At 42.3% G+C, this 26,362-nt stretch carries 27 protein-coding genes and 1 other annotated feature; of the genes, 3 read left to right on the forward strand and 24 right to left on the reverse strand.

From position 1 onward, the window contains the following. Positions 1-49: 49 nt before the first annotated feature. A complete protein-coding gene (locus SM122_RS04370; RefSeq protein WP_003012157.1) occupies positions 50-352 on the forward strand; it encodes a DUF1827 family protein in 303 nt (100 codons plus the stop codon). Positions 353-454: 102 nt separating this feature from the next. Here the strand turns inward: SM122_RS04370 and ileS are convergent, their stop codons facing one another. The 13 genes from ileS to typA all read right to left on the reverse strand — a co-directional run bounded on the left by ileS (position 455) and on the right by typA (position 15,381). Further along, complete coding sequence (gene ileS, locus SM122_RS04375; protein ID WP_324737836.1) at positions 455-3,247, reverse strand: isoleucine--tRNA ligase; 2,793 nt, start codon at positions 3,245-3,247, stop codon at positions 455-457. A gap of 255 nt (positions 3,248-3,502) precedes the next feature. After that, positions 3,503-4,330: a DivIVA domain-containing protein gene (locus tag SM122_RS04380; protein WP_315377116.1), complete on the reverse strand. Its 828-nt coding sequence runs from the start codon at positions 4,328-4,330 to the stop codon at positions 3,503-3,505. Positions 4,331-4,339: 9 nt separating this feature from the next. Beyond that, the gene (locus SM122_RS04385; protein ID WP_324737837.1) at positions 4,340-5,131 is read right to left on the reverse strand and encodes a YlmH family RNA-binding protein; all 792 of its coding nucleotides are present in this window, start codon (positions 5,129-5,131) and stop codon (positions 4,340-4,342) included. Between the two features lie 6 nt (positions 5,132-5,137). Further along, positions 5,138-5,401: a YggT family protein gene (locus tag SM122_RS04390; RefSeq protein ID WP_324737838.1), complete on the reverse strand. Its 264-nt coding sequence runs from the start codon at positions 5,399-5,401 to the stop codon at positions 5,138-5,140. Position 5,402: 1 nt separating this feature from the next. Then, positions 5,403-6,038 (reverse strand): cell division protein SepF, encoded by a 636-nt coding sequence (locus SM122_RS04395; RefSeq protein ID WP_155168817.1) that lies wholly within the window; start codon positions 6,036-6,038, stop codon positions 5,403-5,405. Positions 6,039-6,047: 9 nt separating this feature from the next. Then, entirely contained in the window at positions 6,048-6,716 is a 669-nt protein-coding gene (locus SM122_RS04400) for a YggS family pyridoxal phosphate-dependent enzyme (RefSeq protein WP_155168815.1), read from the reverse strand. Between the two features lie 2 nt (positions 6,717-6,718). Continuing rightward, a complete protein-coding gene (gene ftsZ / locus SM122_RS04405) occupies positions 6,719-7,984 on the reverse strand; it encodes a cell division protein FtsZ (protein ID WP_003005955.1) in 1,266 nt (421 codons plus the stop codon). Positions 7,985-7,999: 15 nt separating this feature from the next. Further along, the gene (gene ftsA / locus SM122_RS04410; RefSeq protein WP_155168814.1) at positions 8,000-9,388 is read right to left on the reverse strand and encodes a cell division protein FtsA; all 1,389 of its coding nucleotides are present in this window, start codon (positions 9,386-9,388) and stop codon (positions 8,000-8,002) included. 142 nt (positions 9,389-9,530) lie between these two features. After that, the gene (locus SM122_RS04415; RefSeq protein ID WP_125826170.1) at positions 9,531-10,754 is read right to left on the reverse strand and encodes a cell division protein FtsQ/DivIB; all 1,224 of its coding nucleotides are present in this window, start codon (positions 10,752-10,754) and stop codon (positions 9,531-9,533) included. After that, positions 10,738-11,820 carry a UDP-N-acetylglucosamine--N-acetylmuramyl-(pentapeptide) pyrophosphoryl-undecaprenol N-acetylglucosamine transferase gene (locus SM122_RS04420; RefSeq protein ID WP_070465413.1) on the reverse strand — a complete coding sequence of 361 codons (1,083 nt, stop codon included), beginning with the start codon at positions 11,818-11,820 and terminating at the stop codon, positions 10,738-10,740. The genes SM122_RS04415 and SM122_RS04420 overlap by 17 nt, the downstream gene beginning before the upstream one ends. A gap of 1 nt (position 11,821) precedes the next feature. Beyond that, positions 11,822-13,171, reverse strand: coding sequence for a UDP-N-acetylmuramoyl-L-alanine--D-glutamate ligase (murD, locus tag SM122_RS04425; RefSeq protein ID WP_155168812.1), 1,350 nt, complete (start codon positions 13,169-13,171; stop codon positions 11,822-11,824). 90 nt (positions 13,172-13,261) lie between these two features. Then, positions 13,262-13,510, reverse strand: a complete 249-nt coding sequence (locus SM122_RS04430; protein ID WP_004219693.1) for a DUF3165 family protein — start codon at positions 13,508-13,510, stop codon at positions 13,262-13,264. Positions 13,511-13,533: 23 nt separating this feature from the next. Then, the gene (gene typA, locus SM122_RS04435; RefSeq protein ID WP_155168810.1) at positions 13,534-15,381 is read right to left on the reverse strand and encodes a translational GTPase TypA; all 1,848 of its coding nucleotides are present in this window, start codon (positions 15,379-15,381) and stop codon (positions 13,534-13,536) included. A 177-nt stretch (positions 15,382-15,558) separates the two neighbouring features. Between typA and SM122_RS04440 the strand changes: the two genes are divergently transcribed. Next, on the forward strand, positions 15,559-16,284 hold the full coding sequence (locus SM122_RS04440; RefSeq protein WP_031575919.1) for a 16S rRNA pseudouridine(516) synthase: 726 nt from the start codon (positions 15,559-15,561) through the stop codon (positions 16,282-16,284). A 43-nt stretch (positions 16,285-16,327) separates the two neighbouring features. Here the strand turns inward: SM122_RS04440 and SM122_RS04445 are convergent, their stop codons facing one another. Both SM122_RS04445 and SM122_RS04450 read right to left on the reverse strand, forming a co-directional pair. Continuing rightward, a complete protein-coding gene (locus SM122_RS04445; RefSeq protein ID WP_125826167.1) occupies positions 16,328-16,711 on the reverse strand; it encodes a rhodanese-like domain-containing protein in 384 nt (127 codons plus the stop codon). Continuing rightward, a complete protein-coding gene (locus SM122_RS04450) occupies positions 16,711-16,929 on the reverse strand; it encodes a YqgQ family protein (protein WP_003017930.1) in 219 nt (72 codons plus the stop codon). The genes SM122_RS04445 and SM122_RS04450 overlap by 1 nt, the downstream gene beginning before the upstream one ends. An 87-nt stretch (positions 16,930-17,016) precedes the next feature. On the opposite strand from SM122_RS04450, the gene SM122_RS04455 reads away from it, so the two are divergent. Continuing rightward, positions 17,017-17,676, forward strand: a complete 660-nt coding sequence (locus SM122_RS04455) for a prepilin peptidase (protein ID WP_155168808.1) — start codon at positions 17,017-17,019, stop codon at positions 17,674-17,676. A gap of 6 nt (positions 17,677-17,682) precedes the next feature. Here the strand turns inward: SM122_RS04455 and trpB are convergent, their stop codons facing one another. From trpB to SM122_RS04500, 9 genes are all read right to left on the reverse strand, one after another. Next, positions 17,683-18,870 (reverse strand): tryptophan synthase subunit beta, encoded by a 1,188-nt coding sequence (gene trpB, locus SM122_RS04460; protein ID WP_324737839.1) that lies wholly within the window; start codon positions 18,868-18,870, stop codon positions 17,683-17,685. Positions 18,871-18,992: 122 nt separating this feature from the next. After that, positions 18,993-19,228, reverse strand: a binding site (T-box leader). A 67-nt stretch (positions 19,229-19,295) separates the two neighbouring features. Beyond that, positions 19,296-19,823: a VanZ family protein gene (locus SM122_RS04465; RefSeq protein ID WP_155168804.1), complete on the reverse strand. Its 528-nt coding sequence runs from the start codon at positions 19,821-19,823 to the stop codon at positions 19,296-19,298. Further along, on the reverse strand, positions 19,810-20,898 hold the full coding sequence (gene rlmN, locus SM122_RS04470; RefSeq protein ID WP_154358750.1) for a 23S rRNA (adenine(2503)-C(2))-methyltransferase RlmN: 1,089 nt from the start codon (positions 20,896-20,898) through the stop codon (positions 19,810-19,812). Before rlmN ends, SM122_RS04465 begins: the two co-directional genes overlap by 14 nt. A gap of 6 nt (positions 20,899-20,904) precedes the next feature. After that, positions 20,905-21,480 carry a YutD family protein gene (locus SM122_RS04475; RefSeq protein WP_155168802.1) on the reverse strand — a complete coding sequence of 192 codons (576 nt, stop codon included), beginning with the start codon at positions 21,478-21,480 and terminating at the stop codon, positions 20,905-20,907. Between the two features lie 284 nt (positions 21,481-21,764). Continuing rightward, on the reverse strand, positions 21,765-23,477 hold the full coding sequence (locus SM122_RS04480; RefSeq protein WP_155168800.1) for a cache domain-containing sensor histidine kinase: 1,713 nt from the start codon (positions 23,475-23,477) through the stop codon (positions 21,765-21,767). Next, positions 23,474-24,208 (reverse strand): response regulator transcription factor, encoded by a 735-nt coding sequence (locus SM122_RS04485; RefSeq protein ID WP_023917426.1) that lies wholly within the window; start codon positions 24,206-24,208, stop codon positions 23,474-23,476. The genes SM122_RS04480 and SM122_RS04485 overlap by 4 nt, the downstream gene beginning before the upstream one ends. 58 nt (positions 24,209-24,266) lie before the next feature. Beyond that, a complete protein-coding gene (gene msrB, locus SM122_RS04490) occupies positions 24,267-25,388 on the reverse strand; it encodes a peptide-methionine (R)-S-oxide reductase MsrB (RefSeq protein WP_155125252.1) in 1,122 nt (373 codons plus the stop codon). Between the two features lie 12 nt (positions 25,389-25,400). Then, positions 25,401-25,961: a TlpA family protein disulfide reductase gene (locus SM122_RS04495; RefSeq protein WP_154358963.1), complete on the reverse strand. Its 561-nt coding sequence runs from the start codon at positions 25,959-25,961 to the stop codon at positions 25,401-25,403. A 56-nt stretch (positions 25,962-26,017) separates the two neighbouring features. Next, positions 26,018-26,341 carry a hypothetical protein gene (locus SM122_RS04500; protein WP_004219828.1) on the reverse strand — a complete coding sequence of 108 codons (324 nt, stop codon included), beginning with the start codon at positions 26,339-26,341 and terminating at the stop codon, positions 26,018-26,020. Positions 26,342-26,362: the final 21 nt, after the last annotated feature.

Here is a 26,362-nt window from a genome sequence, read left to right on the forward strand (position 1 = left end):
AATAAAAAAGTGCTATAATAAATGAAGATAGAGGTTAGGAGGAACTCATATGAAGCTCATTAATACCACAAATAGTCATGCTGCACTGGTCAAAAGCCAACTTGCCAGCACTGACGCCTTGCTTGTCGAGGTTTATTCCGCGGGCAATACTGATGTCGTTTTTACACAGGCCCCAACCCACTATGAATTATTGATCAGTAACAAACACCGAGCTATTCGTGAAACTGAAGTAGAAAAAATTCGTGAGTTCTTTTTAAAACGTAAGATTGATCTTCAAATCATTGACCAATCCGCTATTAAAACCCTCTACTCCGATAAACTAATTGAAATTTCCTTTCCAATTACAAAGTAAGGCCAATTTGCCTTACTTTTTTTATTTCCTTAATGGATGAACCTCTACACCATTCTAGCTATTAAAAAAGAAGTTCCTTTATGGAACTTCTTTTAATGGCTTTTATTTAGCTTCAAATACTTCTGCGACTGCGTCCGCAAAGTTCTCTTCGACGATGCGTGCACAGTGATCACAGATGGTTGCGTGGTAGTGGCGTTCAGTCGTTGTTGGATCGATGCGACGGCAACGGTCACAAACTTCACCAGTGGCACGTTCAACTGTGAAGGCTACATCTTCAAAGGCCACTGCACCTTCTGGAGCTGAGCCTTCTGCGATGGTCAATTCAGAAACAATCAAGAGTTGAGCAACATTGCTATCAACAGCTCCAAGAAGTGTTTTCACAACTTCATTTGGATAAACAGTCAAGTGAGCTTCAAGTGATTTACCAATCACTTTTTCATTCCGCGCTTCTTCCAAGGCTTTTTGAGCTTGACCACGGAAGTCCATGAAGGCTGACCAAGTATCCAAGATTTCTTCTTGGTTGGCAAACGTTTCTGCTTCTGGCAATTCTGACAATTGAACGAAGTCTTCTGTTTCAAACTCAAGATAGGACCAGATTTCTTCAGCAGTGTGAGGAAGAATTGGCGTCAAGAGTTTCGTGATTTTTACAAGGATATCATAGAAGACTGTTTGCATTTGACGGCGTTCGAGGGATTTAGCTCCTTCGATGTAAACAACATCCTTGGCAAAATCCAGGTAGAAGGCAGACAAATCAACGTTGATAAAGTTAACAAGCGCCTTGTAGATCGTCAAGAACTCAAAGTTTTCATAAGCATCACGGATAGTCTTGACAAGCTGGTTAAAGCGAATCGTCATGTACTTGTCCACTGAACGAAGATCGTCGTAAGCAACTGTATCCTCAGCCGGGTTAAAGTCAGAAGTGTTGGCAATCAAGAAACGAAGAGTATTCCGGATCTTACGGTAAGTCTCAGACACTTGGCTCAAGATATCCATTGAGATACGCACGTCATTACTTGAATCTACACTGGTTACCCAGAGACGCAAGATTTCAGCACCAAATTGCTTTTCAACATCGCTTGGAGCAATGGTATTTCCAAGAGATTTAGACATCTTCTCACCTTTCCCATCCAAAGCAAAACCTTGAGACAAGATTTGTTTGTATGGTGCGACACCATGGTTCGCCACAGAAGTGATCAGAGATGAGTTGAACCAACCACGGTATTGGTCTGAACCTTCTAGGTAAAGATCAGCTGGGTATTTGAGTTCTGGACGGTTAACCACAACCCCATTCCATGATGAACCTGAGTCAAACCAAACGTCCATGATGTCAGTTTCTTTCTTGAATTCCCCATTTGGTGAACCTGGATGGGTAAATCCTTCTGGCAAGAGGTCTTTAGCATCACGTTCCCACCAGATGATTGAACCATGCTCTTCAAAGAGTTGAGCTACATGCTCAATTGTTTCAGCTGTCATGATTGGCGTTCCGTCTTCTGCATAGAAGATTGGAAGAGGCACACCCCAGGCACGTTGACGAGAGATGACCCAGTCACCACGGTCACGAATCATGTTGTAAAGACGGACTTTCCCCCATTCTGAGTGGAATTTCACTTTTTCAATTTCGTCCAAGATATCTTGACGGAATTTTGATACTGAGGCAAACCATTGTGGAACTGCACGCCAGATGATTGGTTTTTTCGTCCGCCAGTCAAATGGGTAGGAGTGAGAAATTTCTTCTTGAGCAAGGAGTAAATCGCCAAGTTTTTCGATAACTGTTGGAACAACCTTGTCGTAGAACTGACCTGCAAAATCAGGACCAGCATTCTCCATCATAATACCGCGTTCGTTTACCGTAACGGCTACTTCGAGCCCATTTGCAATCCCTACATTGTAGTCATCCTCACCAAAACCAGGAGCCGTATGGACAATACCAGTACCTGAATCAAGGGTTACATGCTCACCAAGGATCACCAATTCATCCACTTCAGGATCCCATGGGTGTTCTGTAACGATGTGGTTCAATTCTTTCCCTTGGTAAGTAGCAAGGACTTCAACATTTTCCCAACCGAATTTTTCAGAAAGGCTTGGCAAGAGCTCAGATGCTACGACATACTTACGATCAGATCCAGCAGGTTTCACTACGACATAATCAAACTCTGCACCAACAGTCAAACCGCGAGAAGCTGTAACCGTAAATGGAGTTGTTGTCCAAACAACGATGTAGGTATCTGTATCTAGAATACCTTTGCCATCTTTAACCTTATTAGCATAGTAAAGAGACGTTGATACCAAATCATGGTATTCAATCTCTGCTTCAGCAAGGGCTGATTCAGAAGACCAAGACCAGTAAACTGGTTTCGCTCCACGATAGATATAGCCTTTATTGGCCATTTCACCGAAGACACGAATTTGTGCTGCTTCATAGTCAGGCGTCAAGGTTACATAAGGATGATCCCAATCACCTGAAACACCTAAGCGTTTGAAGTCTTCGCGTTGTTTATCTACTTGAGAAAGAGCGTATTCACGGCAGAGTTTCAAGTACTCAACCAAGTCCATTTCTTTGCGTTTCACACCTTGTTTAGCTAATACTTGCTCAATTGGCAAACCATGGGTATCCCAACCTGGGATATAAGGGGCGTAAAATCCTGACATAGATTTGGAACGAACAATGATATCTTTTGAAATCTTGTTCATGGCATGTCCTACGTGAATATTTCCGTTGGCATATGGAGGGCCATCATGAAGTGTAAAATGCGGTTTTCCTTCATTCAACTCTTGACGGCGTTGATACAATTTTGCATCTTCCCATTCTTTTTGCCAAACAGGTTCTTTCGTTGGAAGACCAGCCCGCATTGGAAAGGCTGTTTTCCCAAGATTCAATGTTTCTTTAAGTTTCATTGTGTCTCCTTATTGATTTAAAAAGCTATAAAAAAAAACACGAGCATCCTAAAAAGGACGATTGCTCGTGGTACCACCTTTGTTCGAGAAGTCGCAAGAGACTTTCTCCTCTCATCCCGTAACGAGGGAAACGTCCGTTCTTACTCAATGATTCAGAACGAATACTGTAAAAGGATCATCCATTAAGAGGGAGTGCAGATCTTCCACCATCATCTGCTCGCTAGACCTATCATTAATGGACCTGTTTTTACAAAATTATAAAATATTGACAGATTCACGATTTGCATTATCTTCAGGTTGAACAGTTTCTTCAACCGCAACAACTTCCTCATTTTCATAACGAGCGTGCTCTGCTTCTTCTAAAGCGGATTGAACTTTTTCATTCAAACCTTCAAACGCTTGTGTCGCACCCAATTCTAAGTTAGCTGCTTCAATGCGTTTTTGCAATTCTTCGATTTCAGCTGGAGAGAATTGACGAGTCAAATCAATGTTCTCATCTTCTGCATGATGATGGTGAACAGATTCACCCAAAGCTTTCTCCACAATTTCACGGAAAGCTTCATCACTTGTTTGAATATACATAGCTGTTGGGCGAAGAATTTCATCCCATTCAGGCGTATCGATAATGCTCAATTGGCTTTCGATTGTTGATTTCAAACGTTGATGGAAGACGCGTGTCTTGTTCTTCAACTCCTCTGTTTCAACGGCAACCTTCTTGGCGTTATCCGTTGCATGACGAAGGATTTCATTTGCTTTTTGTTTTGCTTCATCTACTAAATGTTGTGCATCTTGTTCAGCTTGACGAACAATATTTTCAGAACGTTCGTTAGCTGCTTGTTTTACACGTTCAGCAGTATCTTGTGCAATCAAAACAGACTGACTCAATGAATCTTTCATTTCATCAAAATAGTTTAAGCGTTCTTCAAGAGCATGAATTTTTGCTTCTTGATCATGATTTAAACGAACAAGATCTTCATAATCGCGAACAACGATATCTAGAAATTCTTCTACTTCGTTCGCATCATATCCTCTAAATTTAACGCCAAAAGTTTTATCTTTAATTTCTAAAGCAGTAAGAGCCATAACTCCTCCTCATTTTTTACTCAAGAGTACTTCAACAGTTACTTTATATTTTCCACTCTTTGAAATACCATTTTCAGAAACAATTTTAAGACGCCCAAAGCGTCGAACACTGACTAAATCATTCAAACCTACAGTATAGCTAACATTGGAAGTTGTCGCATAATTAACTTTCACCAAGCCAGAACTAATCAACTGACTGGCTTGTGAGCGTGAAAGCTTGAAAGTCCCAGCAATCACCTTGTCTAACCGAAAACTCGACACGAGAATATCTCGCTGTTGGCTTTCTTCCTCTACAACAATCTGTTCAGATAGAGAAACTTCCCTAAGCTTAACAGGTACCCGAGAAATTTTCTGGATGTGATCCATGAAATAGGGAACAAAACGCTGTTCAACAAATACTTGGATCTTTCCATCACTTGTCAGAATATCTCCAAAGGACTTGCGCTCCACTCCTAATTGGTGAACAATGGTCCCCAGAACCTGGGAATGGGTCAAGTGATGAAATTTGGAAGCATAGACCATCTCTATTAATGCCAGATCAAAGTCACTTGGATCCAATTGATAATAATCCGGAGCCACAATGACCTTGGCATACTCCATTTTCTGCTCATCACTGGAAGCAAAGACCTGTAATTGATAGCTTGCCGCAACATTTCGTAAAATAGCGACCTGATGAGGATTTAAAAACCCCGTCACTTCAACAGAATAGCGTTCAATTACTCTTTCTGACAATTCAATACAACGATCAATAAATTCGTGATTTTCGCGATTGAAATGTTGGTAAATCTCTTTCTGTCCCATCGTATTCTAACCAATCAAAAATAGAAACAACCGAGCTAATAGCTGATTCATTAGGTTCAAGACAAAAAGTGCTACAAGTACCGTAAAATCCAAGCCTCCAACCTGCAAAGGTAACTTTCTAAAAAGGCTCAAAAATGGTTCAACTAGGCGGTGAACCATTTGTCCAAGAGTACTCTGAGGTGCCCCAGGGAACCAAGAAAGTAAGGCATAGATGACAAGAATGATGGAATAGATTTGAATGATATTTGAAAGATATTGAAAGATAATCATCTTAGCGATTACGTTTCATATCATAGTCGAATTCTGTCACTTCCACATCATTTGGAAGGCGAATATCTTCCACATTAACGACTACATTAATTGGAGTCAACAAGTACATGGTGCTTGCAACACGGCGAAGATTTCCTGCCAAAACATAACGAGCTCCATCCAAATAATCCAAACAACGACGGGCTTGTACCTCTGTCATATATTGGAAATCAATCAAGATACTCTCATTAGATAGTAATAGATCGACAATTTCAGTCGCTTCCTCGTATTTACGGGGATAGCGTACATCAATGGTAATCTTTTCATCTGTATTTGCACGATTAGCAGCCAATTCACGTTGACGTTCATGCAAGCGAGTGATATTTTCAGATGTATTTTTCGTTGTAGGCACAGATTCCTTCACAGCTGCTGTAGATACAGGAGTTGTAACAGGTGCGACAGGAGTCGGTTTTGGTTTTGGTTTTACCGGTTCTTTTTGACTAATCTGTGGACGTGGAGAAGTCACTTGAGGAGTTGGCTGTGGCTGTGGAACTGGTTGTGTTTCCGCACCAGCTGCTTTTGCCTCGCTAACTTCTACTTCTTCACCGTCTTCTGTGAAGTAGTCAATAAAGTTGTTAAATTTATCTTTTAATGACATAGTTCTTTCCTATTTAAAAAATGATGTCCCAATTCTAACATAAGTCGCTCCGTTCGCAACGGCTACTTCAAAGTCACGACTCATACCCATACTTAGTTCTGAAAAAGGCATATTTTTTAATTGTTTCTTTTCTAGTTGTTTCTGAAGTTGGTGAGTTTTTGAAAAAATATCCTGCAACTCTTCTTGACTAGCCTCAAAGGGAGCCATCGTCATTAAACCAACAATTTCAATTTTGTCCAGCTGTGCGATTTCCGCTAAAACATCATCCAGTTCATCGGGTGCAAATCCGTGCTTACTTTCTTCACCAGAAATGTTCACTTGGAGGAAACACTTGATCGGGTGTTCTGCTCGCTTTTGAATTTCTTGAGCCAGTTTCACCGAATCCAAGGCATGAAAGTAATCGACGAGATTAATCACGTCTTTTACTTTCCGCCGTTGGAGGCTCCCAATCAAGTGCCAAGTGAGATCATACCCTTTTAGAGCTTGATACTTTTCTAGGAATTTATCGACACGATTTTCACCGATATGTTGGATACCTGTTTTCACCATTGCTTCTGTTGTAACAACATCCACATACTTGGTGACAGCTATCACATTAACTTGATCTTGACGGTTAGCTTTGTTTCTTGCTGTTTCTACTTGTTGCCGAACAAGATCAGCATTCTCTACCAGATTCATGATTAACGATTCCGGAAGAATGGTGGTGTTTCCAATTCATCATCATCTGAAGATGAATCTACGTAACGATCAACTTGATGTGTTGATGTTGGTTCAGTTTGGCGAACGATATTCTCACGACGAATATCCCAATCACCAAAGGCTGAGCCACGGTTTGGTTCTACCGCTGGACGACTTGGAGTTGTTGGCAATTCAACATCTTGTTTCAAATCAAATTCACGGTCAAATGGTGCAGCTTGTGGGCGTTGTTCACGTGGTCCTGTTTTATAAGGACGTTGTGAGGAAGCAATTCCGCTAACACGTTCTACCTTGTCTTGACGGACACCAGTTGCAACAACCGTCACGCGGATCTCATCTTTAAGAGATTCATCAATAGATGTACCCAACCAGATGTTTACTCCGTGACCTGCAGCTTGGTTCACAATTTCTGAAGCTTCTTCAGCTTCGATCAATGTCATATCCAAACCACCTGTTACGTTGACGATCACGTCTTCAGCACCGTCAATGGTTGTTTCAAGAAGTGGAGAGTAAATGGCTTTCCGAGCTGCTTCGATAACGCGTTCTTCACCGCTACCAACACCAATACCCATGAGGGCATTTCCTTTGTTTTCCATAACAGTCTTCACGTCTGCAAAGTCAAGGTTGATCAATCCAGGACTTGTGATCAAGTCAGTGATCCCTTGAACACCTTGACGAAGAACGTTGTCAGCTTCACTCAACGCTTCAAGAAGCGGTGTCTTCTTGTCCACAATTTCAAGTAAGTTGTTATTAGAAATAATCAACAATGTATCTACATGTTCGCGAAGTTCATTGATCCCTTCAATAGCGAAGTTCCCACGTTTTGAACCTTCAAACCCGAATGGACGAGTAACAACTGCTACTGTCAAAGCACCAACTGCTTTAGCAATACGAGCGATGACTGGTGCAGCACCTGTACCAGATCCTCCACCCATCCCTGCAGTGATGAAGACCATGTCTGCACCTTGCAAAGCTTCTGTTAACACTTCTTCGCTTTCTTCAGCTGCCTTGCGACCAACTTCAGGTTGACCTCCAGCACCCAATCCACGAGTCAATTTTGGACCCAATTGGATAACTGTTTCAGCTTTAGCACTTGAAAGTGCTTGAACATCTGTATTAGCTGCGATGAATTCTACACCGGCAACGCCTTCGTCAATCATACGATTGATGGCGTTACCGCCACCGCCACCGACACCGATTACTTTAATTACTGCACCTTGTGCCGCTGCTGTGTCAAATGAAAATGTCATAAATACTTACACTCCTTAATCAAACATATTACCGATCAAATTTTTCATTCGGTCTGTGAATGTAGTTTTTGGTTCTTGTTTGCTATCATTGCTTGCTACTGGAATTTCTTGAGCATCTACTGGAGATTCAATCTTCTCAGCATTGTACGCAGGTACTACCGGTTGTGCTTGAGCAGCAGGTTGTGGTTGTACTTGTGGTTGCACAGGTCGATCAAATTGAATCGGTTGTTGACGCAAGACTTCGTCTCCACGAACCGCAGCTTGAGCAATAATATCCACATCTGTCAAATTGCCTGCATATTCAGACAAACTAATCACATGGGCAAAAGCTGGATTGCGAATTCCAATTTGATTTGGAACAAACAATTTCACATTTACACCAAAGACTTCTTGAGCCAATTCTTCAACACCAGGAAGGATTGCGCCTCCACCGATAATCACAACACCACCAGGAAGATCCAACAAATGTCTTCTCTCAAGGTCTTGCTTGATTTGCTCAAAGATGTGTTTGATACGTGCTGAAATGATTTCAGCCAAGTACTTCTCAGTCACTTCAACTGGCTCAACTTCACCAATAACTTCTACATGGAACACTTCGTTTCCAGCAGATGGCACATAGGCTTCACCGTAGTTGAACTTCAAGCCTTCTGCTAATTTTTGAGAAGTCTTCAATACTTTAGAAATATCTTTGGTAACGTAATCGCCACCTTCTTGGTAGATATTTGTAAATTGAAGTTCTTGGCTACGCACAGATGCCACTGTTGTTTGGCCACCACCCATATCAATCACAGTTGCTCCGAATTCACGTTCGCCTTCGTTCAAGACTGTTTTGATCATCGCAAGTGGGGAAATGATGATGTTTTCTACTTGTAAGCCTGCACGTTCAACTGTTTTACGCAAATTGTGCAAGATTGTACGAGGTCCTGTATAAAGAAGACCACGCATTTCAAGTCGGATCCCCATCATTCCGCGTGGATCGCGGATTCCTTGGAAACCATCAACTGTGAATTCCTCAGGAATGAAGGTGATTACTTCACGATCCGGTGTCATACTTTTTGTGAGTGCAGATTTGACAACATTTTCAACATCTGCATCTGTGATTTCTTTTGAATCACTTGTGACTGGAATCATTCCTTGAGTTGCTTCGATTTGTAGTAAATTTGCAGGCAACCCAACATTGACTAGATTGATTGAAATCCCTGCTTTTTCTTCAGCTTGGCTGATTGCATTTTTAATTGCATTTGAAGCAGCTTCGATATCTACTATAATTCCATCTTTGACGCCAGCACTTTTTGCATTGCTGACTCCAATTACATTCATTTCTCCATTGACATGTTCTGCCACCAATACTTTTATTGAACTAGTACCGATATCTAAACCTGTAAAAAAGCCGTCTCTAGCCATTACACCAGTCCTCTCTCTTTATTTGTTTTCACTTTACATCTATTTATAGCCCTTTTAGTTGGAACTATCCAAACTTCATTATATCACAAAGAAGCCTAAAATGGACATTTTTTCTTCAATTATTTGAGATAATTTATGGGCTTTACTCATTCCCAGAAGAATTCTCCCCTTCTGGATTCTGTTCTTGATTCTGTTCTTGGCTTGTTTCCTCAGAATGTTCATTCTGATTTTCTGTACTTTCAGCCTTTTCTTTCTCAGCTTGCTCTTTGGCATCTGCGATGGATTGTTCACTATAACTGAAGACTCCAGCCTCCATATCGATAGTCGAATCATCGTCTAATTTCTTACTGATCGCCTTATAGTAAGGAAGCTTGCGGGTAATTTGGGAAACAGGCACCAAGATTTTATTATCGTTTTTCATGGTGATGGTCACCAGATCCTTGGTGACCTTGCTCGGTGTCAGATCAACCGAAACAATTTTATCCGTAATGGAAGAAGAAATAGACTTCATTTCTTGGACAAATTGTCTAACTAATTCTCGATCTGAGAATTTTAAACTAATATAGGAGGACGGCAATTCCGAAGCTGGAGTTACTGTCTCAACGACTTCTCCATTTTCCAATACTGGATAGTGGTCTTCTCCGGTCACATAATAGGCAACCACTTTGTGTTCCACGATATTGACTTTAAAGGTCACCGGGAATTGATAATGCATGTGAACCTCTTTGATCCATGGACTAGCCGTTTTCATATTTTGTTCATAGACCGATTTATGAAGGAAAGTCGTCAGAGTATAATCTTCTTCTTTGATGCGACTTTTTTCATACAAGAGTTGCTGGTCAACCGCCTTGTTCCCTGAAAATTCAATCACTTTCTGTGTGGACAAGGGACTTAAAAAATAGATGGAGAGAAGGGCGACAAGCGAGCTGATTCCGATAACCGGAAGGGCACGATAGATATGGCGTTTTGCCACTGTCGGTTCCTTCTTTGGCTTTTTCGTCTTTAAGCCTTTAAAGAATGAAGGCTTTTTCTCTTGTTTCTCTGAAGGATCTAGCTCCTCTTTAGCCGGATCAACTTCTTCTCCTTCTGAACTTTCTCCATCCGCATCTGGATCCTCTTCGGCCTCAGATTCATCTTCCTCTTCAGACTCTTCTATTTCTTCAGATTCTTCCTCTGAGACGGAAGCTGTCTCTTTTTCTGAAAGGTCTTCGTCTTCTTGTGCTTCTTCGCTTTCAGTTTCCTCTGTTTCAGCTTCTTCCGCTTTTTCAAGCGCTTTTTTTTCTAAATATTCTTTGTTTCTTTTTTGCCAGGCTGACAATTCTGTAATTTTGTCATCCGTTGGCGTTTTTTTATTGTCGTCCGTCATCTTTTCCCTTACTGATATCTTTTTGAAGCAGGCCATAAAAATCGTCTAGTGAAAGGAGTTCTGTCGATTTTTCCATTGCTTGGTGGTAGACTTGGCTTTGCTTCAACATTTCTTGAATGGTTTCATTAAAGGTTTCGAGGGTCAATTGATCTTCCTGCAATTGCTCTGCATAACCTTTATCCACAAAATATTGGGCATTTTCAATCTGATCGCCACGGCTAGCTTCTTTTCCTAGCGGTACGATCAGGTGGAGTTTGTTCATGGCCAAGAGTTCAAACAAGGTATTGGCCCCACCTCTAGTCACCACTAAATCAGCCTTCTGGAGCATTGGCAAATACTGATCGGTTACATAATCCACTCGATACAAACCACCCTCAGCCTGATTCAATGTTGAATCGCCCGTCAAATTGATGATATTGTAGTGCTGCAAGAGCTCTGCTTGATGCTCTGTCACAAATTCATTAAAGACACGCGCACCAGCAGATCCTCCGACAAAGAGAAGGATCGGCAAATCTTTTCGGAAACCTTTTGTTTTTTCGTCTAATTCTTCAGAAGTTGTCGGAATATGATCTGTAACCTTGGTTACCGCACCGATATGCGCACTCTTTGTTAAACCATGAGCTTGCTCAAAAGTCGTGTACATCTTGGTAGCGAATTTATAAGCAATTTTATTGGCCAATCCCATCGAGAGATCGGACTCATGGATATAGACAGGAACACGCGTGAGTCGGGCCGCAATCACTGGTGGCACAGAGACAAATCCCCCTTTTGAGAAGAGAACTTGTGGGCGCACACGAAGCAGGATTGCAATGGACTGGAGCGTTCCCCAAGCTACCTTGAACACATCCATCATATTTTGGAAAGAGAAATAGCGGCGCAATTTCCCCGTTGCAATTGAATGGAAGCGTACGTCTAAGCCAGACTTTTTGATCTCTTGGTATTCGATTCCTTTTTTGTCTCCAATATAATGGACTTCCCATCCATCTTCGATAAATTTTGGAATCAAGAGGAGATTAAGGGTCACATGTCCCACGGTTCCCCCACCAGTAAACATTATTTTTTTCATCTTATTTCAACCCTTTTACTGTAGCAAGGAATTCATCCCCACGCACTTCAAAATTCGGATACATATCCCAGCTGGCATTGGCAGGACTTAGTAGTACAACATCGCCAGGGCTAGCCAAGTCGAAGGCTTTCTTTGTAGCATCTGCTACATCTGTCGCATCGACATAAGGGACGCCTGCTTTATCGGCTGCGCGTTTCACTCGAGGAGCTGATTCCCCTAGAATCACCATTTCCTTTAAGCCAGTAATGTGAGGCACCAATTCATCAAATTCATTGCCACGATCGAGCCCCCCTGCAATCAAGATCACCTTGTTGTTATCAAAACCAGAAAGGGCTTTTTGTGTTGCTAAAATATTGGTCGATTTACTGTCATTGTAGAATTTGACACCTTGAATTTCATCCACATATTGAAGGCGGTGTTTGACACCTCCAAAGGCTGACAAGGTTTCTTTAATGACCTCATTCTCCACACCCCGGACTTTTGCAACCGCAATCGTTGCCAAGGCATTCTCTACATTGTGACTACCTGGAACGCCCAGTTCATCTGCACGCATAACAACTTCTCCCTTAAACTTTAGAAGTTCATCTTCCAAATAAGCCCCGTCCACTTTTTCAACCGTTGAAAATGGAAGGACCCTTGCCTTGGTTTTTGTAGCCAGTTCCTTGGTCAGGTCTTGGTTGAAGTTCAAGACAATGACATCTTTTTCTGTCATATTCTTTTGAAGATTCCATTTGGCAGCTACATAATTTTCAAAAGAACCATGATAGTCGATATGGGTTGGCATGAGGTTGGTAATCACTGCAATCTCTGGATGGAAGGTTTCAATTCCCATCAATTGGAAAGAAGACAATTCCATGACCAGAACATCCTTTTCTGTTGCTGTTTGTGCAACTTGACTAGCTGGAAAACCGATATTCCCAGACAATAAACCACCTTGGCCGGCAGCCGTCAAGACTTCCCCGATCATGGTTGTTGTCGTCGTTTTTCCGTTTGATCCTGTAATCCCAATAATTGGCGCATCCGAAATCAGATAAGCCAATTCCACTTCAGTGAGGACGGGAATGCCTTTTTCAAGCGCTTTTTCAACCATTGGATTGGAATAAGGGATTCCTGGATTTTTGACCATGACTGCAAAGTCTTCATCCAACAATTCCAGAGGGTGGCCTCCTGTCACAACTTTAATCCCTTCTTCCAGTAAACTTTGTGCTGCTGGATTTTCTTCAAAAGGTTTGCCATCATTGACGGTCACAATCGCTCCTAAGCGATCCAACAAACGGGCAGCTGACTCGCCTGACTTAGCCAAACCTAATACAAGAACCTTTTTATTTTCAAATTGTTTCACAAATTTCATGATTTCTTCGCTCCATTTTTATCACTCTCTATTTTACCTTTTTTTAGCAAAATTAAAAAGCCCAAAGGGCTTTAAAAATCAGGTCAGCGTTTATTTTTTCTGTTTGGTCGTCATTTTGGAAATATCTACCAAAGCCAGGTAGCCAACAAAGGCGAGAAAGGCACCGACAAAAAACTCAGACGGTAATTGGAATATCTGAAAAATGGCGAGACAAGTCAGTACGATAATGGAGACGATCAAGACCACCATTGTGACACTGTTCAAGGTACCACGAATACTTTTTGGGGTCATAAAAAGGTAAAAAAGGAGAATCAAAATCCCTAAGATAAAATAGACCATTTTGTTTCTCCTTTCTTTCCGTATTATTCAGCAGCTGCTGATTTTTTCTTTTTATTTGCTTTTTCGCGTTCTGCTTTGTTCAAGATTTGTTTCCGCAAGCGGATAGATTCCGGTGTTACTTCCATGTACTCATCGTCGTTCAAGAACTCAAGAGATTCTTCCAAGGTCAAGATACGAGGAGTCTTGATAACCGCTGTTTGGTCCTTAGTAGCTGAACGAACGTTGGTCATTTGTTTTGCTTTCGTAATGTTTACGGTCAAGTCGTTCTCACGAGAGTTTTCCCCGATGATCATTCCTTCGTAAACTTCTGTACCTGGATTGACAAAGATCGTACCACGTTCTTCGATAGACATAATAGAGTAAGTGGTTGCTTTTCCGTTATCGATTGAAACAAGAGCACCACGGTGGCGTCCACCGATTTCTCCTGGAATCACTGGCAAGTATTGATCAAAGGTGTGGTTCATGATTCCGTAACCACGTGTCATTGACAAGAACTCAGTTGAGTACCCAATCAACCCACGCGCTGGAACAAGGAAGACCAAACGAGTTTGACCGTTACCAGTTGAGATCATATCCAACATTTCACCTTTACGTTCAGAAAGACTTTGGATAACAGATCCTTGGTATTCTTCTGGTGTATCGATTTGCACGCGTTCAAACGGTTCGCATTTGACACCATCAATTTCTTTGATGATAACTTCTGGACGAGATACTTGCAATTCGTATCCTTCACGACGCATGGTTTCGATCAAGATAGACAAGTGCAATTCCCCACGTCCTGAAACTGTCCATTTGTCAGGCGAATCAGTTGGGTCAACACGAAGAGAGACGTCTGTTTGCAATTCCGCTTCCAAGCGTTCTTCAACTTTACGAGAGGTTACCCATTTTCCTTCGCGACCAGCAAATGGTGAGTTGTTAACCAAGAAGGTCATTTGAAGCGTTGGTTCATCGATGTGAAGGATTGGAAGAGCTTCAACTGCGTCTGTCGGTGTGATGGTTTCTCCAACGAAGATATCCTCCATACCAGAAATAGCGATCAAGTCACCCGCTTTAGCTTCTTGAATTTCACGACGTTCCAAACCAAAGAAACCAAAGAGTTTGGTAACACGGAAGTTCTTAGTCGTTCCATCCAATTTAGAAAGGGTTACTTGGTCCCCAACTTTTACAGTACCACGGAAGACACGTCCGATACCGATACGTCCAACGAAGTCGTTGTAATCAAGCAGGGATACTTGGAATTGAAGAGGCTCATCTGAGTTATCAACTGGAGCTGGGATATGATCAATGATGGTATCAAAGATCGGTGCCATTGTGTGCTCTTGATCAGCTGGATCATCTGAAAGTGAAGATGTTCCGTTGATCGCTGATGCATAAACAACTGGGAATTCCAATTGGTCATCATCCGCACCTAATTCGATGAACAGTTCAAGAACTTCATCTACAACTTCTTCTGGACGAGCAGATGGTTTATCGATTTTGTTAACTACAACGATCGGAACAAGATCTTGTTCCAAGGCTTTTTTCAATACGAAACGAGTCTGAGGCATGGTTCCTTCGTAAGCATCTACGACCAATACAACCCCATCGACCATTTTCATGATCCGTTCCACTTCTCCACCGAAGTCCGCATGTCCTGGTGTGTCCATGATATTGATTCGAGTTCCGTTATAAGCAACAGCTGTATTTTTAGCAAGGATCGTGATCCCACGTTCTTTTTCAAGGTCGTTTGAGTCCATTGCACGTTCTTGCAATTCTTTACGTTCATCCAAGGTGTGCGATTGTTTCAACAATTCGTCTACCAAGGTTGTTTTACCATGGTCAACGTGGGCAATGATCGCAACGTTACGAATATCTTCTCTTAATTTTGTCATGATTTCCTCTATAAAATTTTAAATAATATTTCTAACTGAACAATTATACCACAGTCCTATCTAAAAAACACAGTTCAGCTAGTTGTAAATGTTTTCATCTTCGTTTCTTTTCTCCGACTCGATTTCCTTTTCTTTTCATGATACACTGATAATAAGAATTTCAGAAAAAGAGGTCCCATGAGATTAGATCAATTGATGGCAGACCATCAGTACGCTCGCAAAGACATCAAACAACTTCTGGCCCGAAGGCAAATCTTGGTCGATCACCTACCAGCTAAAAAGCTATCCCAAAACATCGACCCTGGACTTCAACAGATTCAAATCGGGGAACGAATCATTCAAGAACCGCGTCACCACTACTATATGCTCCATAAACCAATCGGGGCCGTGACCGCCAAAAGAGACGCCCACCATCCAACGGTGATCGAGCTAGTGGACCCTCAGCAAGAGTACCCCGACCTCTATCCGCTTGGTCGCCTCGATCGCGACACCAGTGGTCTGCTCCTCATCACAGATAATGGTCCCTTAGGCTTTCAACTGCTCCATCCTCAATACCATGTGGAGAAGGTCTATGAGGTAGAAGTCAATGGTCCGCTCTGTGCAGCCCACATCGAGCAATTTCAGAATGGGATTTCATTCACGGACGGCCCTATCTGTAAGCCTGCCTCCTTGACCATTCTAGAAAGCCACCCCAGCTACAGCAAGGCCCAGGTCCGAATCTCAGAAGGAAAATACCACCAAGTGAAAAAGATGTTTTTGGCCATTGGGGTCAAAGTAATGACCTTAAAACGCTTGTCTTTTGGTCCCTTCACCTTGGATCCTCAGTTAGCCCCTGGAGAAAGCCGGCCTTTGAATGAGGTAGAGCTCACATGGGTCAAAGACTACCTTGAAAAAACGAGATAAAAAAGCTCTAACCACACACTTTGTGCAGTTAGAGCTCTTTTTATTAAGCGTCTTTTTTCACTTTCCCATTCCAAGAATCGAGACCATAAGACAAGACATAAATGTCTGTATAGCCCTGTTTCTTAAGATAGAGAGCCGCATTGGTTACACGCGAACTACGGCTATTTTCATAGAGCAAAATCGGTTTGTCTTTGCGCAAGGCACCTGTACTCAGCTTCAATTGACTGGAAGGAATATTACGTGCACCCAAGATATGCTTGGCATGAAACTCAACTGGCTCTCGCAAGTCAATCAACTGCCCTTTACGAATCAACTCTTCAAAAGCGGCATTGTCCACAAATTTAGCAGCTTTACGGATGCGGAAATAATTAAAGGCCATCCATCCAACTACTCCTAAAACAACCAACCAAAAAATGATATTTCCCATCACTCTACCTCACTCTTTTTCAAAAATTCTAATTCTTGCTTGTGCTCTCTTCTTAAAACGGTATCGGCTTCTAAATAATCAAGCCGCTCCATCAGGCCTGCATCATAAAGACGTTGAAGCTCAATTTTCATCAATTCGATGTCATAGAGGCGCTTCCCTACGTAAATGATGATTCCAAAACGTTTTAAAAATTGTTGAACATCATACAGGTTTTTCATGTTCATTATTGTATCAAATTTAGAAAGGCTTTACAAGATTTTCAAGTAAATGATGACATTTTTCGATTGCTTTACGAATAAATAAGTATGATCAACTTTTATTTTTTTACCATCGGTACTTGTTTCGCCTCTTTTTTGGGACTAGTGATCGATCGCTTCCCAAACCAATCCATTCTCGCTCCTCGCAGTCATTGCGATCACTGCCAGCACGTCCTTGGCGTTTGGGATCTAATCCCCATTATCTCGCAACTACTGCATCGTTTTCGCTGTCGCTATTGTCATCAGACCTACCCATTTTGGTACTGCCTTTTTGAGATCTGGAGTGGCCTGATCTTCTTAGCCTGTGCCAATGGTTTTCTTTCTCTGCCTCAACTTCTGACGTTACTCGGATCTGCTATTTTAGCCATCTATGACCTACGCTTTATGGAATACCCCTTGGTCATCTGGTGTTGTCTCCATGCCTTAGTCCTCTTTTTATCCGCTAGTAATCTCCTCATGCTGGTCTTTTTACTCCTTGCGATCGGTGCCCACTTTTTCTTTATTGGAATGGGGGCGGGAGATTTTCTCTTACTCGCCACCTTTTCGCTAAGCTTTTCTTCTACCCAGATCCTCATTCTCATCCAGATCGCATCCATCTTAGGCATTCTCTTCTTTGCTCTCAAAAAAGAAAGAGACCGGATTCCCTTTGTTCCCTGTCTCTTTCTCAGTTATCACGCTTTACTGCTTTATACAATGTTTTGCAGATAAGATTGCTTATTTTGTAGCCTTCGCTTCTAGATAATCAGCGATGGCAGCTACGTCCTTGTCCCCACGTCCGGAAACATTGATGATGATGATCTTGTCTTTATCCAATTGTGGAGCACGTTTGACAGCTTCCGCAATCGCGTGTGAGCTTTCAATGGCTGGGAGGATCCCTTCTGTCTTACTGAGAAGAAGAAGAGCTTCTACTGCTTCATCATCTGTCGCTGCTACATATTCGACACGACCAGAATCTTTAAAGAAAGCATGCTCTGGACCAACCCCTGGGTAGTCCAAACCAGCAGAAATCGAGTAAACTGGCGCTACTTTTCCATCTTCGCCAAAAACAGCATATGTCTTCATACCATCGACAACTCCTACAGTCCCTTTGGTCATGGTAGCGGCGTGCTGATCGGTATCCAAGCCATGACCAGCTGCTTCTACCCCAATCAAGCCGACTTCCTCTTCTTCGACATATTCAGAAAAGGCACCGATGGCATTGGAGCCACCACCAACACAGGCAATCACATAGTCTGGCAAACGACCTTCTTTTTCCAAAATTTGACGTTTAGACTCTTCACTGATCACTTTTTGGAATTCATGCACAATGGTTGGGTAAGGGTGAGGTCCAACAGCAGAACCCAAAACGTAAAAGGCATCCAGATCCGCCATCCATGCTCCAAAAGCAGCATCAACGGCGTCTTTCAAGGTCTTGGTTCCTGTTTCAACCGCATGAACGGTTGCCCCCATCATTTCCATGCGGAAGACATTGAGACGTTGACGCTCCACGTCTTCTGCCCCCATGTAGACATCACAGGCCATACCAAATTTAGCTGCCGCAGCTGCTGTAGCGACACCGTGTTGACCTGCTCCTGTTTCAGCAATCACGCGCGTTTTGCCCATGCGTTTAGCCAAGAGGATTTGCCCCAAGACGTTATTTAATTTATGCGAACCTAGGTGATTCAAGTCTTCGCGCTTCAAATAAATTTTTGCCCCACCTAAATGCTCTGTCAAACTTTCTGCAAAGTAGAGCGGTGTTTCGCGTCCAGAATAGTCTTTCAAATAATGTTTGTATTCTGCAATAAATTCTGGGTCATTTTTATACTGTTCAAAGGTTTCCTCTAATTGATTGAGCAAGTTTTGAATGGGTTCTGGTACGAAAGATCCACCAAATTGTCCGAAATAGCCTTTTGTTTCTGTCATGATTGTGTCCTCTTTTCTATATCTTCAATCCTGTTTATGATCTTTTTCTCTCGCGGGCCCTTTGAGCTGCAGTCTCACTGGGTTCCTTTGAGATACAAAAAAACCTCACACAGAAAAATCTGTGTGAGGACGATTCGATACCGCGGTGCCACCTCAATTGTAGGAAGATATTCTTTCTCCTACATCTCTGACCTGTCTAACAACAGGGTGCACGATAAGGTGTGCTCACCGAATTTTTATTGTTTCAAATTCATTATCATAAACGCATCAGCCCATTTCAAGATTCACCACTGCTTGTTCGCAATCACCACAAGCTCCCTGGAAGTGAGAAAAACCTCTACTTTTCTGATGTCTTGAAGCTATTATAGCTCCCGCTTCTGATTTTGTCAACAAAAATTTTAAAAAGTGGTTAAAATGTTCGGATTTTACATTTCACCATTTTTTGCTAGCAATCGTGCTCTGAAATACTGAAAGCCTATATAAGCCAGATAAGCCCCTAAGGTATTGGTCCACAAATCATCTAGCTCAAAGACACGATTGGCATCAAACAAGAGATCTAACAGAACTTGGCTACATTCAATCCACAAGCTCATGGCAAAGCCGAAGCACAAGACCCGTTTTCGACTCCTCAACCAGGGCCATAGCCAGAGAAGTTGAAAGACTAGCGGGCTTAACAAAAAGATATTGGCTATATTTTGGAGAATGACCATAATGAGTTGGAGGACACTGGTGATCTGACCAAGGTTCATCACCGAATTAAGAGGAACCAGCAGGACGACGATGCGACCGAAATATTGAATACCCGGTGTTTCCATACCCGGCTCTGGCTGTTGGGGCAAAAAACACATCAGACACAAAAGGATAAAATAGAAGAAGCTGCCACTCCGTAACAGCCTTCTTCCTCTTTTTGTTAGTTCTGTATGATCGATCAGCCCTTGTTTAAGGTTGCGCATGTTCAACAATCGCTTTCTCCCGGTCCCGTTTCATGGTATTTGAACGCAATTGGCCACAGGCAGCATCAATATCTGTACCGTGCTCTTGACGCACTACACAGTTAACACCTTGTTTTTTCAAGGTATCATAGAAGGCCATGACCCGTTCTTTTGGACTCCGGCTATATTGGTCATGCTCACTGACAGGATTGTAAGGAATCAAGTTAACATAAGACAATTTCTTGATATTCTTAAGCAATTCTGCCAATTCTAAGGCTTGCTCGACTCCATCATTGACTTCATTGAGCATGATGTACTCAAAGGTCACCCGACGGTTCGTAGTCTCAATATAGTATTCAATCGCCGCAAACAATTTTTCAATTGGAAAGGCCCGGTTGATCTTCATGATGCTAGAGCGCAAGTCATTGTTTGGAGCATGAAGGGACACTGCCAAATTGACCTGCACACCTTCATTTGCAAAGTCACGAATTTTATGAGCCAAACCAGAAGTTGACACTGTAATATGGCGAGCACCAATCGCTAATCCCTTGTCATCGTTAACTGTCCGGATAAATTTCAAGACATTGTTATAGTTGTCAAATGGTTCTCCGATCCCCATGACAACGATATGGCTGACCCGTTCATCTTGGCCACGTTCGTCAAAGTATTTTTGGACCAACATGATTTGAGACACGATTTCTCCATTGTTCAAATCGCGTTGTTTTTTAATCAAACCAGAAGCACAGAAGGTACAACCGATATTGCATCCTACCTGAGTTGTTACACAGACAGATAAACCATAGTGCTGACGCATCAAGACGGTTTCAATCAACATGCCGTCTGGCAATTCAAAAAGATACTTAACCGTTCCATCTGCTGACTCTTGCACGATCCGTTGCTTGAGTGGGTTGACAACAAACTGATCATTCAACTTCGCAATTAAATCTTTGGACAGATTGGTCATTTCTTCGAAGGACTGGACGCGTTTGCGATAGAGCCATTCCCAGATTTGTGCTGCACGGAATTTCTTTTCGCCGTTTTCTTCCGCCCAATCAATCATATCTTGGTGTGTTAAACTATAAATGGATGGTTTCATTCTTTCTTACTCCTCTTTTTGCCGAATCACAAAATGACGTTTGTTGTCTGTCTTCGTTGTTTTTTTATTTTCAGCAGACGGTCTTGTTTTTTTCGAGTTTTTGGCTGGTTGTCCCTTGTCGCGTTCTCGTTTTTGGAAACGATCTTTTTGTTTGCGATTGCGCGAACGCTTTTTGGGATCTCTTTCTTCTGATTGAGCTTTTTTGACCGGTGATTTCTTATCAAAAGAAGCACGATGAGGTTCCTTATTTTCAAGGACAAAATAAGCACAACCATAGCTACAATATTCTAACAAATAATCGTCTAAGCGACTTAGTTTATCCATCGTTGCAACATCGCGCTCTTCCTTATAGAAGCCACGCAAGCGCAACTGCTCATTGCTCCAATCACCAACAATGTAATCAAACTTGGTTAAAATCTCAGAAAATCGCTGACCAAAAACAGTCGCATCAAAAGCTTCCTTCTCATTTTTCAATAGCTCAAAGGAGAGGTTTTCTGAAAGGATCTGGTCTCCTACCTGACGAAACACAGGTCCAGGAAATTTATTGTAATTATATAATTCAGGGTCAATCTCTTTTCGCATAGTGTTCCTTCATCAAAATCTATTTACTGTAACACTTTATTCTATCATAAATTTGATGACTTGCGTCAGATTTGACTAGAAAAGAGTTGAAATTCCTTTGAGAGCAAAAAGAGAGTGGGACAGAAATCGGTATTTCGTTAGAATTCGATTTCGTCGTCCCACCTCCGCACAGTTGAGTAGGGCTGTAAAAGCTGATGAAATCAGCGTAGTAGAGCCCACTCAACCACTGCGTCTTGCTCGACAATCCAAAAATAATTGAGAGGCTAGGACTTTTGTCCCAGCCTCTATGAATATTCATTGCCGGATGGAAGAGGCAAATAAAGAGTGATTTTCGTATAGCTATTGGCCTTAGAATCAATCTCCATATGATAGGCTTCGCCAAATTGAAGATGCAATCGTTGGTCCACATTTTTCAAGCCAACACCTCCTAAACGAAGAAGGGTTTGGTCTGTTGACTCTGATCGGTCAAACCCTCGTCCATTGTCAAAAATCGATACGCAGGCGGAGTCTCCACTGACTTCAGTCGTCACTCGAATGAGACCTGGCCGATCGATTTCTTTAATGCCATGGTAAATCGCATTTTCCACTAAGGGTTGAAGTACCAATTTGGGGAGCTGATAGTCGCCCAACCGTTCATCTTCTAGAATTTCATAGTTGAGCTTTTCACCATAGCGTTGCTTCTGAATGAAAAGATACTGGCGGACATGGTCAATTTCATCTCTCAGTAGGATTTGTTCCTGGCCTTGGTTGAGAGCCAGTCGAAAATATTGAGCCAGAGACTTAGTGATGTCGACCACGCGCCGACTATCATTAAACTCCGCCATCCAGACAATCGTATCCAAGGTATTGTAGAGGAAATGCGGATTAATCTGAGCCGAAAGTGCCCGCAACTCGTAACGCCGTGCGTTCTGCTCCTCTTCCTTGACCTGTTGCATGAGGTTATCGATTTGGTCCAACATGGCATTAAAAGCTTGAGCGAGGTCCACCAATTCTGGAGATCCTTTGGCTGCAGCTCTCACGTGAGCATCTCCTGCTCCAATCCTCAAAATGATAGTCTGAAGGTCTCGTAAGGGTTTGATCCACAAACGCAGAACAAAGCCAATCCCTATTAAACACATAATCAAAGCTAGCAATCCTAGTCCAATGAAAGAGTACAGGAGCTGCGACTGAAGCATCTGAAGTCCTTCAAGTGAAGCCACTCCAATCAAGGTCCAATCACTATCTGGAATCGGAACCTGATAGATAAAATTTTGCCCACCTTTAGCATAGCCATCTTTCACAGCAATATAGGGCTGCATGGCCTGCATTTCTTGGCTGGAGGAATAGACCGCCTTTTTAGGATGGTAGACAAACTCATGCTTTTGATTAATGATAAAACTAAAGCCTTGTTTCCCTAGTTGAAGGTGATCCAAGTAAGCCTGAAGGCTATCGTAGCCAATATCCAAGCGTACTACTCCGAGATTTTGACCAGTCTGATCGACCACTTCTTGGGTAATAGAAACCACCCATTTTTCTTTTTCCGAGGTCAAGGATTCCTTTCGAGCTGGCGTCAAGACCGGCATGGCTCTTTCCTTAATCGCCTCTTGATACCAACTTTCATTCATCATATCTGAAGAAGTCTGCATGCTGATTTTGGTATCTGTCGCTACCAGACGTCCGTCCTTGGTCACCAAGACCGCTGAGACCAGGTCCGGATCCGTTTCAATCATCGTTCGCATCAAGTGCTGAACCGTTTCTTGATCCGCACTTCTATCTTGGGCAAATTGGCGAACAGCCTGTTCCTTACTAAGCACTGTTGTGGTCTGCTTTAATTTTTTTAGATAAGACGTGATAAACTGACTACTTTGGTCGATACTATTTCTTGTCGTCCGCTCCGTTAGCTGGCGGATCGCCCCTGAACTCGTTTGATAGTAAAGGCTACCGATGAGACCAAAAAGTAGGAGAATGAAGAGAAAAAAGTAGAGGACCAGCTGAATCAGCAAGGGATATCGTTTCATTCATGCTCTCCTTTTTTGTACTGCCTTGGCGTCACCCCAACAACCTGCTTAAAGCGTTGAGAAAAATAGTTCATATCTTCAAAACCAACCTGATCGGCGATCTCATAAATCTTTAAATCTGTCGTGAGAAGCAAGAGCCGAGCCTTCTTCATTCGCTCCTGGATAAGGTATTCTTGAAAGGGAAGTCCCAATTTTTTCTTGATCAATACACTTAGATAAGAGGGACTGAAACCAAGTTGATAGGCCAAATCCTTCAGGGTTAACTGGGAATCTGCTAAACGAGCATGAATAGCTTCTTCCAAGTCTGTCGAATAACCATGACTGACCAAATCTTCGACTTGCGCCTTTTTTCGCTCTTGATCGAGTTTTCCTTTCACCTTTGCTAACATCTCTTCGATATCATCTTTTGAAAAAGGCTTCAGCAAATAATCATCTGCACCTAACTTGATGGCTTTCCTCGCAAACTCAAAGTCATCATAACCTGTCAAAAAAATGATATGACAAGACGGAGACTGCTCTTTGACGAGACGGGCCAGATCCAAGCCATTCATTTGTGGCATATTAATATCGGTTAGAAGGATATCGGCTGGTTGATCTTGAAACTTCTCCCAGGCCTCACGGCCATTTTCTGCCTGGTTGATGACGGTCATTCCAAACTGTTCATAATCCACTAAGGAAGTCAGTCCCTGCCGGATAAGCTCTTCATCTTCCACAATCATGATCGCATACATGTCTTTCACCTACTTGTTTTTGCTAGGCTTATTATAGCAAATTGTAGTTCCAAATGTCTCAGACATAGTCCAATAAATAACCGTAGCCCTTTTCCACCATCTCTGCTTTAGGGATGAATTTGATTGACAAGCTATTGATGCAATAGCGAAGGCCGCCTTTTTCCTTAGGTCCATCAGTAAAGACGTGGCCTAGATGGGAATTTCCTACTCGACTCCGAACCTCTGTCCGAGTCATATTGAAACTCTTATCTTCCTTGTAGGTTGCCACATCCGGACTAATAGGACGACTGAAACTTGGCCAACCACAACCAGAATCAAATTTATCCTTAGAGGAGAAGAGGGGCTCACCAGTCACGACATCTACATAAATACCGGCATCAAACTGATCCCAGTAACGATTGGAGAAGGCACGTTCAGTATCATTTTTTTGTGTCACCGCATACTCTTCGGGAGATAACTTCTTTTTGATTTCCTCATCGCTTGGCTTGGAGTAGCGACTAGCATCAATAACAGGATAAGAAGCCTGATTGACATCGATATGGCAGTACCCATTCGGATGTTTCTTTAGATAATCCTGGTGGTAGTCCTCAGCCTTGATGAAATTGGTCAGTGGCTCTTTTTCCACTGCTAACGGTTTGTCGTATTTTTTTGCTACCTCTTCAAAGACTTGGTTAATAGTTGGAAGATCCTCTTGAGAGACATAATAGACACCTGTTCGGTATTGAGTCCCTTGATCATTTCCTTGACGATTCTTCGACGTTGGGTCGATAATCCGGAAATAATGCAGGAGCAATTCTTTCAGAGATACCTGCTTGACATTGTAAGTGATATGAACTGTTTCAGCATGGCCTGTTTGAGGGACTAATTCATACTTGGTGGTATCCCCTTTTCCATTGGCATAACCTGATTCGGCATCAATGACACCCGGAACACGGGAAAAATACTCTTCCACACCCCAGAAGCAACCACCAGCTAGATAGATTTCTCGTTGGTCTTCTGGATTGACTTTTTCTTCCTTCTTTTTGTTTGCTACTGGTGTCTGACTCATGGACGCTTTTTTGATCTGCTCAGTCGTCGCATCTGATGTATCCAAGGCCATGGATCCTTTGACAAGGAAAAAGATTCCAAAACAAAATAGCCCCACTAAAAGAATGGAAATGAGTTTCCATTTTGTTTCCATTTTATGTCCTCCTTACTTCATTTCTTTTAGAGTCTGGACGATGTCTTCCTTGCTCATATAACCGATATGGGTCTTAGCGAGAGTTCCATCGCTTGCAATAAAGAGTGCCGATGGATAAGAACGAATCCCATACTCTTTTAGCAGTTCCCCTTTACTATCGAGCAAGACTGGGAAATCCTTGTAATCCAAAGACTGGTACCAGTTTTTGAAATCTGCTTCTGATTTTTCACCATTAAAAGTTGGAGCTACAACGGATAAGACCACATAATCCTTACCCGCCTCTTCTTTTGCCAACTCATTGGTATCCTCTAATGTCGATAGGCAAATAGAGCACCAGGAAGCCCAAAATTTGAGGTAAACTTTCTTTCCCTTGTAATCGGATAAGCGGTAGGTCTTACCATCCACTCCTTGCAAGCTAAACTCCTTCACTTTCTTGCCAGATGGCTGCCTAGCCCCAGCTTTGGCTGTTTGTTGGCTCATGTCCTTATTGGAAGTAGCCATTCCTTGACTCGAGCAAGCCCCCAAAAGTCCAGTACACAAGATTCCTGCAGCTACTAAAGCTAATTTTTTCATCATTATCACCTCTTTAAACAAGGAGAAAGTCATCCTCAGATGACCTCTCCCTTCTTTTATTCCTTGTCTGATTTCATATCCGATGATCCACTCTTTTCGTCTTTCATTTCTGAATCGCTAGATTTCATCTCATCTTTTTTCATATCGTCCTTCATTTCAGAACTGCTGTCAGACATCATAGATGAATCTTTCATGTCTTCTTTTTTCATTTTATCATCGGACATGGATGAATCCTTCATGTCATCCTTCTTCATATCGTCCTTCTTCATCATACTACTATCGTCCGTTTTTTTCATGTCTGAATCTGATTTCTGTCCAGAACAAGCTGCTAAAGTGACGATGCTAAGTGTAGCAATAGAAAGTGCAAGAATTTTTTTCATGATTTTTCTCCTTTAATCATT

Origin of the sequence: Streptococcus gingivalis (assembly GCF_035544715.1) — a bacterium.
Classification (GTDB): domain Bacteria; phylum Bacillota; class Bacilli; order Lactobacillales; family Streptococcaceae; genus Streptococcus; species Streptococcus gingivalis.

What these genes read in the sequence shown, in the direction of transcription:
- SM122_RS04370 (WP_003012157.1), top strand. Translation starts at nt 50, where the DNA reads ATGAAGCTCATTAATACCACAAATAGTCATGCTGCACTGGTCAAAAGC.
- ileS (WP_324737836.1), bottom strand. Translation starts at nt 3,247, where the DNA reads ATGAAACTTAAAGAAACATTGAATCTTGGGAAAACAGCCTTTCCAATG.
- SM122_RS04380 (WP_315377116.1), bottom strand. Translation starts at nt 4,330, where the DNA reads ATGGCTCTTACTGCTTTAGAAATTAAAGATAAAACTTTTGGCGTTAAA.
- SM122_RS04385 (WP_324737837.1), bottom strand. Translation starts at nt 5,131, where the DNA reads ATGGGACAGAAAGAGATTTACCAACATTTCAATCGCGAAAATCACGAA.
- SM122_RS04390 (WP_324737838.1), bottom strand. Translation starts at nt 5,401, where the DNA reads ATGATTATCTTTCAATATCTTTCAAATATCATTCAAATCTATTCCATC.
- SM122_RS04395 (WP_155168817.1), bottom strand. Translation starts at nt 6,038, where the DNA reads ATGTCATTAAAAGATAAATTTAACAACTTTATTGACTACTTCACAGAA.
- SM122_RS04400 (WP_155168815.1), bottom strand. Translation starts at nt 6,716, where the DNA reads ATGAATCTGGTAGAGAATGCTGATCTTGTTCGGCAACAAGTAGAAACA.
- ftsZ (WP_003005955.1), bottom strand. Translation starts at nt 7,984, where the DNA reads ATGACATTTTCATTTGACACAGCAGCGGCACAAGGTGCAGTAATTAAA.
- ftsA (WP_155168814.1), bottom strand. Translation starts at nt 9,388, where the DNA reads ATGGCTAGAGACGGCTTTTTTACAGGTTTAGATATCGGTACTAGTTCA.
- SM122_RS04415 (WP_125826170.1), bottom strand. Translation starts at nt 10,754, where the DNA reads ATGACGGACGACAATAAAAAAACGCCAACGGATGACAAAATTACAGAA.
- SM122_RS04420 (WP_070465413.1), bottom strand. Translation starts at nt 11,820, where the DNA reads ATGAAAAAAATAATGTTTACTGGTGGGGGAACCGTGGGACATGTGACC.
- murD (WP_155168812.1), bottom strand. Translation starts at nt 13,171, where the DNA reads ATGAAATTTGTGAAACAATTTGAAAATAAAAAGGTTCTTGTATTAGGT.
- SM122_RS04430 (WP_004219693.1), bottom strand. Translation starts at nt 13,510, where the DNA reads ATGGTCTATTTTATCTTAGGGATTTTGATTCTCCTTTTTTACCTTTTT.
- typA (WP_155168810.1), bottom strand. Translation starts at nt 15,381, where the DNA reads ATGACAAAATTAAGAGAAGATATTCGTAACGTTGCGATCATTGCCCAC.
- SM122_RS04440 (WP_031575919.1), top strand. Translation starts at nt 15,559, where the DNA reads ATGAGATTAGATCAATTGATGGCAGACCATCAGTACGCTCGCAAAGAC.
- SM122_RS04445 (WP_125826167.1), bottom strand. Translation starts at nt 16,711, where the DNA reads ATGGGAAATATCATTTTTTGGTTGGTTGTTTTAGGAGTAGTTGGATGG.
- SM122_RS04450 (WP_003017930.1), bottom strand. Translation starts at nt 16,929, where the DNA reads ATGAAAAACCTGTATGATGTTCAACAATTTTTAAAACGTTTTGGAATC.
- SM122_RS04455 (WP_155168808.1), top strand. Translation starts at nt 17,017, where the DNA reads ATGATCAACTTTTATTTTTTTACCATCGGTACTTGTTTCGCCTCTTTT.
- trpB (WP_324737839.1), bottom strand. Translation starts at nt 18,870, where the DNA reads ATGACAGAAACAAAAGGCTATTTCGGACAATTTGGTGGATCTTTCGTA.
- SM122_RS04465 (WP_155168804.1), bottom strand. Translation starts at nt 19,823, where the DNA reads ATGCGCAACCTTAAACAAGGGCTGATCGATCATACAGAACTAACAAAA.
- rlmN (WP_154358750.1), bottom strand. Translation starts at nt 20,898, where the DNA reads ATGAAACCATCCATTTATAGTTTAACACACCAAGATATGATTGATTGG.
- SM122_RS04475 (WP_155168802.1), bottom strand. Translation starts at nt 21,480, where the DNA reads ATGCGAAAAGAGATTGACCCTGAATTATATAATTACAATAAATTTCCT.
- SM122_RS04480 (WP_155168800.1), bottom strand. Translation starts at nt 23,477, where the DNA reads ATGAAACGATATCCCTTGCTGATTCAGCTGGTCCTCTACTTTTTTCTC.
- SM122_RS04485 (WP_023917426.1), bottom strand. Translation starts at nt 24,208, where the DNA reads ATGTATGCGATCATGATTGTGGAAGATGAAGAGCTTATCCGGCAGGGA.
- msrB (WP_155125252.1), bottom strand. Translation starts at nt 25,388, where the DNA reads ATGGAAACAAAATGGAAACTCATTTCCATTCTTTTAGTGGGGCTATTT.
- SM122_RS04495 (WP_154358963.1), bottom strand. Translation starts at nt 25,961, where the DNA reads ATGAAAAAATTAGCTTTAGTAGCTGCAGGAATCTTGTGTACTGGACTT.
- SM122_RS04500 (WP_004219828.1), bottom strand. Translation starts at nt 26,341, where the DNA reads ATGAAAAAAATTCTTGCACTTTCTATTGCTACACTTAGCATCGTCACT.